The 13,933-nt window shown below is 52.4% G+C and carries 13 protein-coding genes and 2 tRNA genes; 10 read left to right on the forward strand and 5 right to left on the reverse strand.

Annotation, left to right across the window (positions count from 1 at the left end; translation table 11 throughout):
• Positions 1-11: 11 nt before the first annotated feature.
• From FVB43_RS03545 to dacB, 4 genes are all read right to left on the reverse strand, one after another.
• The gene (locus FVB43_RS03545) at positions 12-1,187 is read right to left on the reverse strand and encodes an isochorismate synthase (protein WP_133844059.1); all 1,176 of its coding nucleotides are present in this window, start codon (positions 1,185-1,187) and stop codon (positions 12-14) included.
• 282 nt (positions 1,188-1,469) lie between these two features.
• Positions 1,470-2,525: a two-component system sensor histidine kinase PmrB gene (gene pmrB / locus FVB43_RS03550; RefSeq protein ID WP_133844057.1), complete on the reverse strand. Its 1,056-nt coding sequence runs from the start codon at positions 2,523-2,525 to the stop codon at positions 1,470-1,472.
• A complete protein-coding gene (gene pmrA, locus FVB43_RS03555; protein WP_133844055.1) occupies positions 2,522-3,184 on the reverse strand; it encodes a two-component system response regulator PmrA in 663 nt (220 codons plus the stop codon). Before pmrA ends, pmrB begins: the two co-directional genes overlap by 4 nt.
• A gap of 4 nt (positions 3,185-3,188) precedes the next feature.
• The gene (gene dacB, locus FVB43_RS03560) at positions 3,189-4,622 is read right to left on the reverse strand and encodes a serine-type D-Ala-D-Ala carboxypeptidase (RefSeq protein ID WP_167863436.1); all 1,434 of its coding nucleotides are present in this window, start codon (positions 4,620-4,622) and stop codon (positions 3,189-3,191) included.
• 249 nt (positions 4,623-4,871) lie between these two features.
• On the opposite strand from dacB, the gene greA reads away from it, so the two are divergent.
• Positions 4,872-5,354: a transcription elongation factor GreA gene (gene greA / locus FVB43_RS03565; RefSeq protein ID WP_133844053.1), complete on the forward strand. Its 483-nt coding sequence runs from the start codon at positions 4,872-4,874 to the stop codon at positions 5,352-5,354.
• A gap of 142 nt (positions 5,355-5,496) precedes the next feature.
• Here greA and yhbY read toward each other — a convergent pair whose 3' ends face one another.
• Complete coding sequence (gene yhbY, locus FVB43_RS03570) at positions 5,497-5,790, reverse strand: ribosome assembly RNA-binding protein YhbY (protein ID WP_048914482.1); 294 nt, start codon at positions 5,788-5,790, stop codon at positions 5,497-5,499.
• A gap of 128 nt (positions 5,791-5,918) precedes the next feature.
• On the opposite strand from yhbY, the gene rlmE reads away from it, so the two are divergent.
• The 9 genes from rlmE to nusA all read left to right on the forward strand — a co-directional run bounded on the left by rlmE (position 5,919) and on the right by nusA (position 13,930).
• Positions 5,919-6,548 (forward strand): 23S rRNA (uridine(2552)-2'-O)-methyltransferase RlmE, encoded by a 630-nt coding sequence (rlmE, locus tag FVB43_RS03575; RefSeq protein WP_133844051.1) that lies wholly within the window; start codon positions 5,919-5,921, stop codon positions 6,546-6,548.
• Between the two features lie 114 nt (positions 6,549-6,662).
• Positions 6,663-8,573, forward strand: coding sequence for an ATP-dependent zinc metalloprotease FtsH (gene ftsH, locus FVB43_RS03580; RefSeq protein WP_133844050.1), 1,911 nt, complete (start codon positions 6,663-6,665; stop codon positions 8,571-8,573).
• A 102-nt stretch (positions 8,574-8,675) separates the two neighbouring features.
• Positions 8,676-9,515: a dihydropteroate synthase gene (folP, locus tag FVB43_RS03585; RefSeq protein WP_167863385.1), complete on the forward strand. Its 840-nt coding sequence runs from the start codon at positions 8,676-8,678 to the stop codon at positions 9,513-9,515.
• Between the two features lies 1 nt (position 9,516).
• Entirely contained in the window at positions 9,517-10,851 is a 1,335-nt protein-coding gene (gene glmM / locus FVB43_RS03590) for a phosphoglucosamine mutase (RefSeq protein WP_133844046.1), read from the forward strand.
• Positions 10,852-11,129: 278 nt separating this feature from the next.
• Complete coding sequence (secG, locus tag FVB43_RS03595; protein WP_133844044.1) at positions 11,130-11,462, forward strand: preprotein translocase subunit SecG; 333 nt, start codon at positions 11,130-11,132, stop codon at positions 11,460-11,462.
• A 63-nt stretch (positions 11,463-11,525) separates the two neighbouring features.
• Positions 11,526-11,612, forward strand: a tRNA-Leu gene (locus tag FVB43_RS03600).
• Between the two features lie 48 nt (positions 11,613-11,660).
• Positions 11,661-11,737: transfer RNA gene (locus tag FVB43_RS03605), tRNA-Met, on the forward strand.
• A gap of 210 nt (positions 11,738-11,947) precedes the next feature.
• Entirely contained in the window at positions 11,948-12,400 is a 453-nt protein-coding gene (rimP, locus tag FVB43_RS03610; RefSeq protein WP_048914488.1) for a ribosome maturation factor RimP, read from the forward strand.
• A 24-nt stretch (positions 12,401-12,424) separates the two neighbouring features.
• Positions 12,425-13,930 (forward strand): transcription termination factor NusA, encoded by a 1,506-nt coding sequence (gene nusA / locus FVB43_RS03615; RefSeq protein WP_133844042.1) that lies wholly within the window; start codon positions 12,425-12,427, stop codon positions 13,928-13,930.
• Positions 13,931-13,933 lie beyond the last annotated feature (3 nt).

The following is a 13,933-nucleotide window of genomic DNA, read 5'->3' on the forward strand; positions in this document are numbered from 1 at the left end:
GACAGCACTCTTTAGTTCAGGCCAAAAGCCCGTAGCATGGTGTTGAGTTTGACGCCGGTTTCCCGCCATTCGGATTCCGGGCTGGAGGCCGGAACGATACCGGCACCGGCAAACAGACGAACGCGGTTACCGTTCACTTTGCCGCAGCGGATGGTGACGACCCATTCACCGTTGCCGTGCTCATCGCACCAGCCGACAATGCCGCCAAAGAGGCCCCGATTGAACGGTTCCAGTTCAGCAATCAGTTTCTGGGCAGTGGTATGCGGGAAGCCGCTCAGCGCCGGCGTTGGATGCAGCAGGCAGGCCAGTGACAGTGCCGTATCGGCTTTCTGGCTCACTTCACCTTCAATCGCGGTGCCCAGATGCCAGAGCGTCGAGGTGGTCAACAGCTCCGGGGTCGCTGGCAGGGCAAGGTAAGCGCTGCGGGGTTGCAGCACATCGCGCATGGCATCGGTCACCAGCTTATGCTCGTAGCGATCCTTGGTGGATGCCATCAGCTGTTGCCCGGCCTGACGATCTTTCTGTGCATCACTTTCACGACGCGCCGATCCGGCCAGTGGATGGGTGTAATAGCGGCTGTCATGCTTGCGCATCAGCAACTCCGGGCTGGCCCCCAGCAATGAACCCCCTTCCGGTAGTGCAACATGGAAGTTATAGCTTCCAGGATTCTGCGTCATCAGGCGCGTCATCAGGTTGGCAATATCGATCTTCTCGGTAGTGACGATTTCCATCAGGCGTGACAGCACCACTTTGTCCAACTGCTTCGTTGTGGTCGCGTCAACGGCCTGGGCGACCATCTGCATAAAGGCGTCCTGCTCTGGCAGAGCAGTACGGCGCATGACGTCAGGAAGCTCACTCTTTGGCGCGCCCATTTGTTGCAGATACGCCTTGCCATCGAAGTACTGGCTGGACTCAGGGATAAACAGGGAAGAAGGCTGGCTGGCATCGAAGGGGATCGCCCCGACGAGCACGGGGTGAGCAATTCCCTGGCGTTTCGCATCAAGGAATCGTTGCCGGATTTCGTGTTGAAATTCGCTCTGTAGCGCTTCACCACCGAATGCAGGGGTGGTGACGGTGGTAAAGCAGCCCTGTGCTGCCAGACTGCGCCAGGGAGACATAAAGAAAAAACCACTGGCGGCTGCCTGTGAGGCAAACTGTAGCGTACTTTCTGACGTTAACGATTCCATTAGGCATCCTCATTTAAATGATAAACGTAGTAAGAACTATTATCATTTGCTTTCAGGTGCAGTAAACTACGTCGATTATTGTGGAGTGTCAATAAAGGTAAATTAATTTAATTATCGTAAAGACATCCTTACACGGTGGGTGCTGTACGCGAGCCGTGCTGCCATTACCTGTGAAAAGGGGTGCCAGAGGAATCCACATAAAAGGTAAGCATTGCTGATTAAATGCCCGTGGGATAACGCCTGTGGGATAACAGAGGATGTTAGGCGGGTAGCAGGAAACGTTTAGTCAAGCTGATGGGGTAACCAGCAGCTGGCTTTGAGGCCACTGCGATCGCTACGGTTCGTCAGACTGAGGTGCCCACGATGGATTTGCACAATGCGCTGGACGATATTCAGGCCAAGTCCGCTACCACCATAGCGACGATCCATTCGACGGAAGGCTTTGATGGCATCGTTTACCATACTGGCATCAATGCCGGAGCCTTCATCGTGGACACTGACCTGGCTTCCGGTTTCCTCATCTTCCACCAGCAACGTAATCGTGCTGCCCTCTGGACTGTAACGTGAGGCATTCTCCAGCAGGTTACGCAGCATCAGCCTCAGCAAGATGGCATCGCCCTGTACCGTGCGTATTGTCGTGCTGCTAACAATAAGATGCTGCTGACGCAGGGCCAGTAGTTCATCCATTTCCTGGCGTAGCGGGTCAATGACATCATGCCAGCTCAGGGTCTGATAATGGCCGCTGGCCAGTGCCTGACCGGCGCGTGACAACATCAGGAGCTGCTCAATAACATGCATCAGTTGATCGATGCGCTCAACCAGCATCGGCCCCTGTTTTACCCCTTCCTGCTCCAGCAGCTCAAGGTGTAACCGCAGACCTGCCAGCGGCGTACGCAGCTCGTGTGCAGCATCGGCGGTGAACAGCCGCTCCTGCTGCAGCGTATTATCAAGACGGCCCAGCAGCTGGTTTAACGCCCCGGTGACCGCCACAATTTCATCCATTTCTGAATGCAGCGGCAGGGGAGAGAGATTGTCAGCAGAGCGGGTAACCAGGTTTTGTTGAAGCGATCTGAGCGGGCGAATAATCCAGCTGATTGCCCAGAATGAAAGCAGCAGGGTAAAGCAGACCATCACCAGCGAAGGCAGAAGCAGAGAGGCGATGGCCTCGCGGATTTCATTTTCTACCTGATCATTACGAGCGTGTGCAGAGAGGGTCTCATTGACCAGAAAACTGATCTGTTCGCGGCTTTCATGCCACAGCCAGAGCGCGCTCATCAACTGGCAGCTCAACAGAATGAGCGTCAGCATAATCAATAAACGCCGACGCATACTGTTCATGCGCGTTCTTCCAGGCGATAGCCAACGCCACGTACGGTTTTAATCCGGTCTTTCCCCAGCTTACGCCGCAGATTATGGATATGGACTTCAAGGGTATTTGAGCCGGTATCATCTTGCCAGCTGTAGAGATCCTGCAGGAGTGTTTCCCGGTGCACCGTTTGACCAATGCGCATCAGTAGACGCGTTAACAGAGAAAACTCTTTAGGTGTCACCTCGATGGGGTGATTATCGACGGCGACCTGTTGCGAAGAGAGGTTAAGTGCGAGGTCGCCATGCTGTAACAGGTTATCGCTTCTTCCCTGATAGCGACGGATCAGCGCACGGACGCGGGCTTTCAGCTCAACCAGTGCAAAGGGTTTGATCAGATAGTCATCTGCTCCGGCATCCAGCCCGTCAACACGGTCAGATAATGCATCGCGTGCTGTCAGGATCAATACTGGCAGATCAACCTGCTCTTTGCGCCACTGCCGCAGCAGATCGGCACCATCACGATCCGGCAACCCAAGATCCAGAACAATCAGGCTGTACTGACCGCTGTTCAAATACGCAATGGCCTGCGCGGCGCTGGCCGCACAGTCCACAGCATAACCTTCACCCGTCAGGGCGAGGGTTAACCCCTGTTGCAGGAGCGTATCATCTTCAACGATCAGTATTTTCATTGGCTCAATTATTCTGATAAACGTCTTTGTACAAGCGGCTTTCGAAACGAACCAAAGGAATACGGCGCTGGCGCTGATCTTCCGGTGGCACAGCGTATCCTGACAGGAACTGCACAAAGGCAACACGTTGTCCGCTGGCGGTTGTCATAAAGCCAGCCAGGTTATACACACCCTGTAAAGACCCCGTTTTTGCCGATACCTTGCCATCAACACCTGCTTCGTGCAGACCGCCGCGATAGCGTAATGTGCCGTCATAACCCGCTAAGGGTAGCATCGAAATATAATCTAATTGCTCATCATTCTGCGCAATATATTGCAGTACCTGCATCATGGTTGCCGGAGAGATCAGATCGTGACGCGACAGCCCGGATCCATCGACCTGAATGCTGTTACCCAGATCGATATTCGCCTTCTGACGCAGGATCTGACGGACTGCATCCGATCCTGCCCGCCATGTACCCGGCACGCCAAAGCGTTCATGGCCAATGGTGCGGAAAACGGTGTCAGCGATCATATTGTCTGACTTCTTCAGCATAATTTTTAACAGATCATGCAGCGGTGCTGACTGCGTTTCGGCCAGTACAGTACCGGGCTGTGTGACCTGAGTCTGCCTGACCAGGTGGCCGGTGTAGTCAATCCCGGCATTCTGCAGCTCAGCTTTCAGGATCGCGCCTGCGTAACTGGCCCCGTCCTGGATGGCAAAAGCCAGCGGTAATGGCTCAGAACGCTGGGTCAGACAACCCGTGAGGGTAAAGCGATTAAGCTCACCCGGAACCACATCCAGCTCGCAATACTGCGCATCAGGGGAGCCTTTAGCCAGCGTGCGGACTTCGCTGAACATATTCACCGGATAGTAAGATGCGACGCGAATAAACGCCTTATCACCCGGGTTTGGCGCACTATAAAGCGATACCGAGAAGCAGTTACGATCAACGATGGCAGCGCCGGGCGGGGCACTGAAGCATTGCGTCATGTCATTCCACGGCCAGCCGGGCGCTTTATCGTGGCTGGCAAAAACGGACGTATCAATGACCAGATTGCCATCAATGTGTTCCACACCCTGTTTTCTCAGTGCGGTGACCATATTACGCAAATCCTGGCGTGTCAGGGTGGGATCGCCACCGAAACGAGCCACCAGATCGCCGCGCAGTGTATCGCCGCTCACACTGCCTTTACTTTCCAGCTGTGTATGAAAGCGATAATCCGGGCCGAGTTGTAACAACGCGGCGAGAGCAGTGATCACTTTCATGGTGCTGGCGGGCAGTGCCATCTGTTGGCTGTGATAGTCGATAGCTGGCGTTGTGGCACCAATTTTCTGCACAACCAGCGCCAGATTGGCGCCGTCGGGTAAATATTGGGTATAGTCTTCGACGGGCGCAGCCTGCGCTTGCAGCATAAATGCGCAGGTAAAGCCGGTGACAATTCGTGAAAATCGCATAATCTCGCGGTAACTGACAGGTGATGCTGTCATACTACGGTGCATTGCGGTGGAAAGTAAACGATGACCCCCAGGGAACTCTGGGGTAAAATACGTATCAAATTGCAAAATCGAACCTGCCCTGGAGCTTGCTCCGGGTCAGGCTTCTTTCGTTTCAAATCAGTAGTAAGCGCCGCAGGACGCCCTTCCTGCATGCCACCCGTCAGGATGACGACACTTTAAACAGGATAGATTTTAAGAGGTATTGAGATGAACCAGATTCCGATGACGTTGAGGGGCGCGGAAAAACTGCGCGAAGAGCTGGAAGAGCTGAAAACCGTTAAACGCCCTAGAATTATTGCCTCAATTGCAGATGCTCGCGAACACGGCGATTTAAAAGAAAATGCTGAATATCATGCTGCTCGTGAAGAGCAAGGATTCTGCGAAGGCCGTATTCAGGAAATTGAAGCCAAGCTGTCGAATGCCCAGGTGATTGATGTCACCAAAATGGCGGGCAATGCTAACGGCCGCGTGATTTTCGGTGCCACAGTGACCGTGCTGAATGTGGACACTGATGAAGAGTCTACCTACCGTATCGTAGGGGATGATGAAGCGAACTTTAAGCAGAATCTGATTTCAGTGAACTCACCAATGGCACGTGGCCTGGTGGGCAAGGTTGCTGATGATATTGCCATTATCAAAACCCCAGGTGGCGATGTGGAATATGAAATCTTAAAAGTAGAATATCTTTAATTTTACAGTCCTCAAAATAACTGAGGTTTTGTAAAGATAAGAAAAAGGCCGCAACGCGGCCTTTTATCAGAATCAGGAGCATGGCACTTTCTCCAGTCCTGAGCTTAGTATGGACAAGTCGGCCCGAAAACCGACCTGCTCATCAACGCGGAATGGAAATCTTGCGCTCTTTCGTTGGACGGTACAGTACCAGCGTCTTGCCGATAACCTGCACATTGACTGCACGCGTTTCGCGCACGATGGCCTCAACTACCAGGGCTTTCGTCTCACGATCTTCTGTGGCGATTTTCACCTTGATAAGTTCATGGTGCTCCAGTGCTTGTTCGATCTCGGCCAGCACCCCTTCGGTCAAACCATTGTTGCCCAGCATAACAACTGGCTTCAGCGGATGGGCCAGACCTTTCAGGTGCTGTTTTTGTTTGGTACTCAGATTCATCGTATTTTTTACTTACATTGGGATTGAAAACGGGTCATTCTACCGCCATCTCGGGTGTATCACCAAATCGGCAGCGCTGATTTGAGCGGTTTATTTATCGCTTACGTTGAATCATAGTTGGAAATTGTATGACAGGTAAAAAGCGTTCGGCCAGTTCCAGCCGCTGGCTACAGGAACACTTTAGCGATAAATATGTGCTTGAGGCACAGAAAAAAGGGCTGCGCTCGCGCGCCTGGTTTAAACTGGATGAGATACAGCAAGGCGACAAACTGTTCAAACCTGGGATGACTGTGGTGGATCTCGGCGCGGCTCCCGGTGGTTGGTCGCAGTATGTGGTTACCCAGATTGGGGCAAAGGGTCACGTTATTGCTTGTGATCTTCTGCCGATGGATCCTATCGTCGGTGTCGATTTCCTTCAGGGCGACTTTCGTGATGAATTGGTGCTGAAAGCTCTGCTGGAACGCGTAGGTGAGACCAAGGTTCAGGTTGTGATGTCAGATATGGCACCCAACATGACGGGTACGCCTGCCGTCGATATTCCCCGGTCTATGTATTTATGTGAGCTTGCGTTGGAAATGTGCCGTGACGTTTTGGCACCTGGTGGAAGCTTTTTAGTGAAAGTGTTTCAGGGAGATGGCTTTGAAGAATACCTCCGGGAAATTCGCTCCCTGTTTACGAAAGTAAAAATTCGTAAGCCGGACGCTTCGCGCTCTCGTTCGCGTGAAGTGTACATTGTAGCGACAGGGCGCAAACTGTAACCAGAATAACTGGATTGGCTGTCAGCACCTCAGCGATTCCAAGTGTGAAGGATATAGAGTACCCTACGCTGTCTGTTAACACCGTTGTAATATGAGGTTAATCCCTTGAGTGACATGGCGAAAAACCTGATTCTCTGGTTAGTCATCGCAGTCGTGCTGATGTCTGTATTCCAGAGCTTTGGGCCCAGCGAGTCGAATGGCCGTCGGGTTGATTATTCAACCTTCCTGTCGGAAGTGAACCAGGATCAGGTCCGCGAGGCACGTATTAACGGGCGTGAGATTAACGTAACCAAAAAAGACAGTAATCGATATACGACCTACATTCCCGTCAACGATCCTAAGTTGCTCGACAACCTGTTGACTAAAAATGTGAAAGTAGTGGGTGAACCACCAGAAGAGCCGAGCCTGCTGGCGTCGATCTTCATCTCCTGGTTCCCAATGCTGCTACTTATCGGTGTCTGGATCTTCTTTATGCGTCAGATGCAGGGCGGCGGCGGAAAGGGCGCGATGTCCTTCGGCAAGAGCAAGGCCCGCATGCTGACAGAAGATCAAATCAAGACCACCTTTGCGGACGTTGCCGGTTGTGACGAAGCAAAAGAAGAAGTCAGCGAGCTGGTTGAATACCTGCGTGAGCCTAGCCGCTTCCAGAAACTCGGCGGTAAAATTCCGAAAGGCGTACTGATGGTCGGTCCTCCGGGTACCGGTAAAACCTTGCTGGCAAAAGCGATTGCCGGTGAAGCGAAAGTGCCTTTCTTTACCATCTCCGGTTCTGACTTCGTTGAAATGTTTGTTGGTGTGGGTGCATCCCGCGTTCGTGACATGTTTGAACAGGCTAAAAAAGCTGCGCCGTGCATTATCTTCATCGATGAAATCGATGCAGTGGGCCGTCAGCGTGGTGCCGGTTTGGGCGGTGGTCACGATGAACGTGAGCAAACCCTGAACCAGATGCTGGTTGAAATGGATGGCTTCGAAGGTAATGAAGGCATCATCGTGATCGCGGCAACTAACCGTCCTGACGTGCTGGACCCGGCATTACTGCGTCCGGGCCGTTTCGACCGTCAGGTTGTGGTGGGCCTGCCAGATGTTCGTGGTCGTGAGCAGATCCTGAAAGTCCATATGCGTCGTGTACCGTTGTCGACTGATATGGAACCGTCTGTGATTGCACGTGGTACTCCAGGCTTCTCCGGTGCTGACCTGGCTAACCTGGTCAACGAAGCGGCTCTGTTTGCGGCACGCGGCAATAAGCGTGTGGTATCGATGGTTGAGTTCGAAAAAGCCAAAGATAAAATCATGATGGGTGCAGAACGTCGCTCCATGGTGATGACCGAAGCACAGAAAGAGTCGACGGCCTACCACGAAGCCGGTCACGCGATTGTCGGTACACTGGTACCCGGTTATGACCCGGTGCATAAAGTGACGATTATTCCGCGAGGACGTGCATTGGGCGTTGCATTCTTCTTGCCTGAGGGTGATGAGATCAGCGCCAACCGTCAGAAGTTGGAAAGCCGTATTTCCGTCGCCTACGGTGGCCGTCTGGCTGAAGAAATCATCTATGGTCCAGACTATGTCTCTACCGGTGCTTCTTCAGACATCAAAATGGCCACCAGCGTTGCGCGCAACATGGTGACTCAGTGGGGCTTCTCAGAGAAATTGGGTCCGCTGCTGTATGCTGAAGAAGAAGGTGAAGTGTTCCTTGGTCGTTCAGTGGCAAAAGCGAAACACATGTCTGATGAAACGGCGCGTATTATCGATCAGGAAGTGAAAAAACTGATTGATACTAACTACGCCCGTGCTCGCCGTATTCTGGATGAGAACATGGACATCCTTCATGCGATGAAAGACGCGCTGATGAAGTATGAAACCATTGATGCTCCACAGGTTAGCGATCTGATGGCACGCCGTGAAGTGCGTCCACCAGCGGGTTGGGAAGAGAGCACCAGCTCTGACAACTCCGATAAAAATGGTGGCAGCCCTCAGGCACCGCGCCCGGTTGATGATCCGCCGACGCCTACCAGCACTATGTAAAAACTGCGCAGCGCTTTCATCTGCTGTGCTGTAAAATTGATATCATCAAAACCCCGGCGCTGACCGGGGTTTTTTTATCCCTGTTACCGGAGAAAATTTGTTATGAAGCTGTACGCCAGAGATTCCGTGCTCGACCTTTCACATCCTCACGTAATGGGGATTTTAAATGTCACTCCTGACTCTTTTTCCGATGGCGGCAAGCATAATGAGTTAATCCAGGCGCTGACCCATGCCAATGAGATGATCAACGCAGGTGCAACTATCATTGATGTGGGGGGGGAATCCACGCGTCCCGGCGCGGCAGAGGTCAGTGTTCAACAGGAGCTGGACCGGGTTATGCCGGTCGTGGAAGCCATCGCACAACGTTTCGAGGTCTGGATCTCAGTCGATACCTCAAAACCTGATGTTATTCGCGAATCTGCACGTGCAGGTGCCCACATCATCAATGATATTCGTTCTCTCCAGGAACCTGGCGCGTTGGCTGCAGCAGCGGAAACCGGCCTTCCAGTCTGCCTGATGCATATGCAGGGTGAGCCGAAAACGATGCAGCAGGCGCCGCAGTATCAGAACATTTTACAGGATGTGGATGCCTTTTTTGTTGAGCATATTTCCCGCTGTGAAGCAGCCGGGATCAAAAAATCGCAACTGTTGCTCGACCCCGGTTTCGGTTTCGGTAAGAATCTCTCCCACAATTATCAATTGCTGGCGCATCTGGCGGATTACCACCACTTTGGCCTGCCGCTGTTGGTAGGAATGTCACGCAAGAGTATGGTTGGTCAGCTATTGAATGTCGGGCCATCCCAGCGCCTGACCGGGAGTCTCGCTTGTGCAGTGATTGCCGCCATGCAGGGAGCCCATATTCTGCGCGTCCACGATGTGAAAGAAACCGTAGAGGCGATGCGCGTCGTCGAAGCCACACAGTCTGCAAGGGAAGAAAAATAGTATGAGCGAGCGTAAATATTTTGGTACAGATGGCATCCGCGGCAAAGTGGGTGAGTCTCCGATTACTCCGGACTTCGTGCTGAAGCTGGGCTTTGCTGCAGGTAAAGTGCTGGCGCGTCATGGTTCCAAGAAGATCATTATTGGTAAAGACACGCGTATTTCTGGCTATATGCTGGAGTCTGCACTGGAGGCAGGCCTGGCCGCCGCGGGTCTGTCTGCGGCATTCACCGGTCCGATGCCAACCCCGGCTATCGCATATCTGACCCGCACCTTCCGTGCAGAAGCCGGCATTGTGATTTCTGCGTCACACAATCCCTTTGACGATAACGGCATCAAATTCTTCTCTACTGAAGGCACTAAGCTGCCGGATGAAGTGGAAGAAGCGATCGAAGCGGAAATGGAAAAACCGATTACCTGTGTCGAATCTGCAGAACTGGGACGTGCCAGCCGTATCGTTGATGCTGCCGGGCGCTATATTGAGTTCTGCAAAGGGACATTCCCGAGCGAGCTGAGTCTGAATGGCTTGAAAATTGTGGTCGACTGCGCGAATGGTGCCACTTATCACATCGCGCCAAACGTATTACGTGAACTGGGTGCTACGGTCATCGCGATTGGTGTGCAGCCGGACGGTATGAACATCAACAAAGAGTGCGGTGCGACCGATCTCCGTCTGTTGCAGGAGCGTGTGCTGGCAGAAAAAGCCGATGTTGGTCTGGCTTACGATGGTGATGGCGACCGTATCATGATGGTTGACCACCTTGGCCACAAAGTGGATGGCGATCAGATCCTCTATCTTATTGCCCGGGAAGGGCTGCGCCAGGGGCAACTGCGCGGCGGCGTGGTTGGCACACTGATGAGCAACATGGGCCTTGAACTGGCGCTGAAACAGCTCGGTATTCCGTTCGCACGTGCCAAAGTGGGTGACCGCTACGTACTGGAAAAACTGAAAGAGAAGGGCTGGCGCCTGGGGGCTGAGAACTCAGGTCACGTTATCCTGTTGGATAAAACTACCACGGGCGACGGTATTGTTGCAGGTTTGCAGGTGTTGACTGCGATGGTGCGTAACCATATGACCCTGCACGATCTGTGCAGTGGAATGAAACTGTTGCCACAAATTCTGGTAAATGTGCGTTTCAGTGGTGCCAATGACCCGCTGGAAGACAGCCAGGTCAAAGCGGTGACTGCTGAGGTTGAAGCCGAATTAAAAGGGCGTGGACGCGTATTGTTACGTAAGTCAGGCACCGAGCCTCTCATCCGGGTGATGGTGGAAGGTGAGGATGAAGCGCAGGTGACTGCGCTGGCGCACCGCATTGCTGATGCAGTAAAAGCAGTTTAACCCGATGCCCGGGACGATCTTTTTTAAGTCTTACCGGGCAGGTAATTTACAGAGTGCATAGGATTTTTTTGGGCTAAAGCGTGTGTTTTTTCTCCAAAAAACCGCCTTTTGTCGTTTTTTTCCGCAATCAGTTATGGCGTATGAAATTGCCCTTGCACGTGCGGTCACCTTTGGTTAGTATTCACACCCGCTTCATAGGTAGGTCGTTAACTACTTATTAAGACTAACTGGCTTGAAGCTTTTGATGTGCGTTTAACGCACCAGGAACAAGGTTGATTATGTACGAAGCTCTTTTAGTAGTTTTCCTTATTGTGGCAATCGGCCTTGTCGGTCTGATCATGCTTCAGCAAGGTAAAGGCGCTGATATGGGAGCATCATTTGGTGCAGGCGCTTCTGGTACACTGTTTGGTTCTAACGGTTCTGGTAACTTCATGACCCGTATGACTGCAGTACTGGCGACCCTGTTCTTCATTATCAGTCTGGTTCTGGGTAATATCAACAGCAACAAAACCCAGAAAGGAAGCGAGTGGGAAAACCTGACTCAGCCGGCGCAGTCCCAACAGACTCAGCCAGCGAAACCGGTAACACCGGGCAGCGATATCCCGCAGTAAGCAGTAAATGAAGTTGCAGTAACCGTTTCGACGCGACAGAAATAAAAAAGTCGCCTCTTTAGTGCCGTGGTGGTGGAATTGGTAGACACGCTACCTTGAGGTGGTAGTGCCCGCATGGGCTTACGGGTTCAAGTCCCGTCCTCGGTACCAAATCTCAGTTTTGCTTGCAATTTCTGCAAGTTTTGCGTAGTATTCGGACGCGGGGTGGAGCAGCCTGGTAGCTCGTCGGGCTCATAACCCGAAGGTCGTCGGTTCAAATCCGGCCCCCGCAACCACTTTCCCTTAGAGTTCTTTTTCAAATAAACTGTATACTCCACATTACGTATCTCAGTTGATTTTGAAAAAAATTCTTTTGGATTGTGCCGAGCCGCCAGTGGCGGTTTACAGGGTCCAGTCGCATTAAGCCCCGATATTTCGGGGTTTTTTGTTATCAGGAAGCAGCATCACTGGGCTATAGGCCCTTTTTTTACGTCTTGGGGGTGGGATTGTCCACGTTAGAGCAAAAATTAACAGAGCTGATCTCAGCACCGGTAGAAGCGCTAGGCTACGAACTGGTTGGTATTGAGTTTGTACGCGGTCGCACATCCACCTTGCGCATCTATATTGATAGTGAAGATGGCATCAATGTTGATGATTGCGCTGATGTGAGCCACCAGGTCAGTGCGGTATTTGACGTCGAAGACCCAATTACCGTTGCTTACAACCTCGAAGTCTCCTCGCCTGGTCTTGACCGACCAATGTTTACCGCAGAACATTATGTCCGATTTACTGGCGAAGAAGTGAGCCTGGTTCTGCGTATGGCGGTCCAGAACCGTCGCAAATGGCAAGGTATCATTAAGTCTGTTGAGGGTGAGATGATCACTGTTGCCGTTGAGGGTAACGACGAAGTGTTCGCGCTGAGTAATATCCAGAAGGCGAACCTGGTTCCCCACTTTTAAAAGTCCGGATTGAGGCATACCAGGATGAACAAAGAAATCTTAGCTGTTGTAGAAGCGGTCTCTAATGAGAAGTCCCTCCCACGCGAGAAGATTTTCGAAGCTCTGGAGAGCGCGCTGGCCACAGCCACCAAGAAAAAATACGAGCAGGAAATTGACGTTCGCGTCAGCATCGATCGCAAAAGTGGCGATTTCGATACTTTCCGCCGTTGGCTGATTGTGGACGAAGTGACGATGCCGACGCGTGAAATCACGCTGGAAGCCGCCGTCTACGAAGATGAATCACTGGGCCTGGGTGGCTTTGTTGAAGATCAGATCGAATCTGTTACCTTTGACCGTATCACTACCCAGACTGCCAAGCAGGTTATCGTACAGAAAGTTCGTGAAGCTGAACGCGCGATGGTTGTCGATCAGTTCCGCGAGCAGGAAGGCGAAATCATCACTGGCGTGGTGAAGAAAGTTAACCGTGACAATATCTCACTGGAAGTGCGTCCAAACGATGGTTCTAACACCAACGCAGAAGCCGTGATTATCCGTGAAGATATGTTGCCACGTGAGAACTTCCGTCCGGGTGACCGTATCCGTGGCGTACTGTACGCTGTGCGCCCTGAAGCGCGTGGTGCTCAGCTGTTCGTCAGCCGTTCTAAACCGGAAATGCTGATCGAACTGTTCCGCATTGAAGTGCCGGAAATTGCTGAAGAAGTTCTTGAAATTAAAGCCGCTGCGCGCGATCCAGGCTCCCGAGCTAAAATCGCAGTGAAAACCAACGACAAACGTATCGACCCGGTCGGTGCTTGCGTAGGTATGCGTGGTGCGCGTGTTCAGGCGGTATCCAGTGAGCTGGGTGGCGAGCGTATTGATATCGTGCTGTGGGATGATAATCCTGCGCAGTTCGTGATCAACGCAATGGCCCCGGCGGATGTCGCCTCTATCGTGGTGGATGAAGATAATCACACCATGGATATCGCTGTGGAAGCCGGTAATCTGGCCCAGGCGATCGGCCGTAATGGCCAAAACGTGCGTCTGGCTTCACAGTTAAGTGGCTGGGAGCTGAACGTGATGACGGTCGACGACCTGCAGGCCAAGCATCAGGCTGAAGCTCATGCTGCCATCGACGTCTTTACCAAACATCTCGATATCGACGAAGACTTCGCGACCACTCTGGTCGAAGAAGGCTTCTCTTCTCTGGAAGAGCTGGCTTATGTGCCGATTAACGAGCTGCTGGAAATCGACGGTCTTGATGAAGAGACAGTAGAAGCGTTGCGCGACCGAGCTAAAAACGCGTTAACCACCCTGGCACTGGCCAAGGAAGAGAGCCTCGGCGACACCCAACCGGCAGAAGATTTACTGAGCCTGGAAGGACTGGAGCGCGAGATGGCCTTCAAGCTGGCAGCTAAAGGCGTATGCACGCTGGAAGATCTTGCCGAGCAGGGTGTTGACGATCTGTCAGATATTGAGGGCCTGAACGATGAAAGGGCTGGTGAGCTGATTATGGCTGCACGAAATATCTGTTGGTTCGGCGACGACGCGTAATAA

This window comes from Erwinia rhapontici, from assembly GCF_012271765.1.
Taxonomy (GTDB): Bacteria; Pseudomonadota; Gammaproteobacteria; order Enterobacterales; family Enterobacteriaceae; genus Erwinia; species Erwinia rhapontici.

Bases quoted from the DNA above. Each gene is read 5' to 3' on its own strand.
- FVB43_RS03545 (WP_133844059.1), bottom strand. From the start codon at position 1,187: ATGGAATCGTTAACGTCAGAAAGTACGCTACAGTTTGCCTCACAGGCA.
- pmrB (WP_133844057.1), bottom strand. From the start codon at position 2,525: ATGAACAGTATGCGTCGGCGTTTATTGATTATGCTGACGCTCATTCTG.
- pmrA (WP_133844055.1), bottom strand. From the start codon at position 3,184: ATGAAAATACTGATCGTTGAAGATGATACGCTCCTGCAACAGGGGTTA.
- dacB (WP_167863436.1), bottom strand. From the start codon at position 4,622: ATGCGATTTTCACGAATTGTCACCGGCTTTACCTGCGCATTTATGCTG.
- greA (WP_133844053.1), top strand. From the start codon at position 4,872: ATGAACCAGATTCCGATGACGTTGAGGGGCGCGGAAAAACTGCGCGAA.
- yhbY (WP_048914482.1), bottom strand. From the start codon at position 5,790: ATGAATCTGAGTACCAAACAAAAACAGCACCTGAAAGGTCTGGCCCAT.
- rlmE (WP_133844051.1), top strand. From the start codon at position 5,919: ATGACAGGTAAAAAGCGTTCGGCCAGTTCCAGCCGCTGGCTACAGGAA.
- ftsH (WP_133844050.1), top strand. From the start codon at position 6,663: ATGGCGAAAAACCTGATTCTCTGGTTAGTCATCGCAGTCGTGCTGATG.
- folP (WP_167863385.1), top strand. From the start codon at position 8,676: ATGAAGCTGTACGCCAGAGATTCCGTGCTCGACCTTTCACATCCTCAC.
- glmM (WP_133844046.1), top strand. From the start codon at position 9,517: ATGAGCGAGCGTAAATATTTTGGTACAGATGGCATCCGCGGCAAAGTG.
- secG (WP_133844044.1), top strand. From the start codon at position 11,130: ATGTACGAAGCTCTTTTAGTAGTTTTCCTTATTGTGGCAATCGGCCTT.
- nusA (WP_133844042.1), top strand. From the start codon at position 12,425: ATGAACAAAGAAATCTTAGCTGTTGTAGAAGCGGTCTCTAATGAGAAG.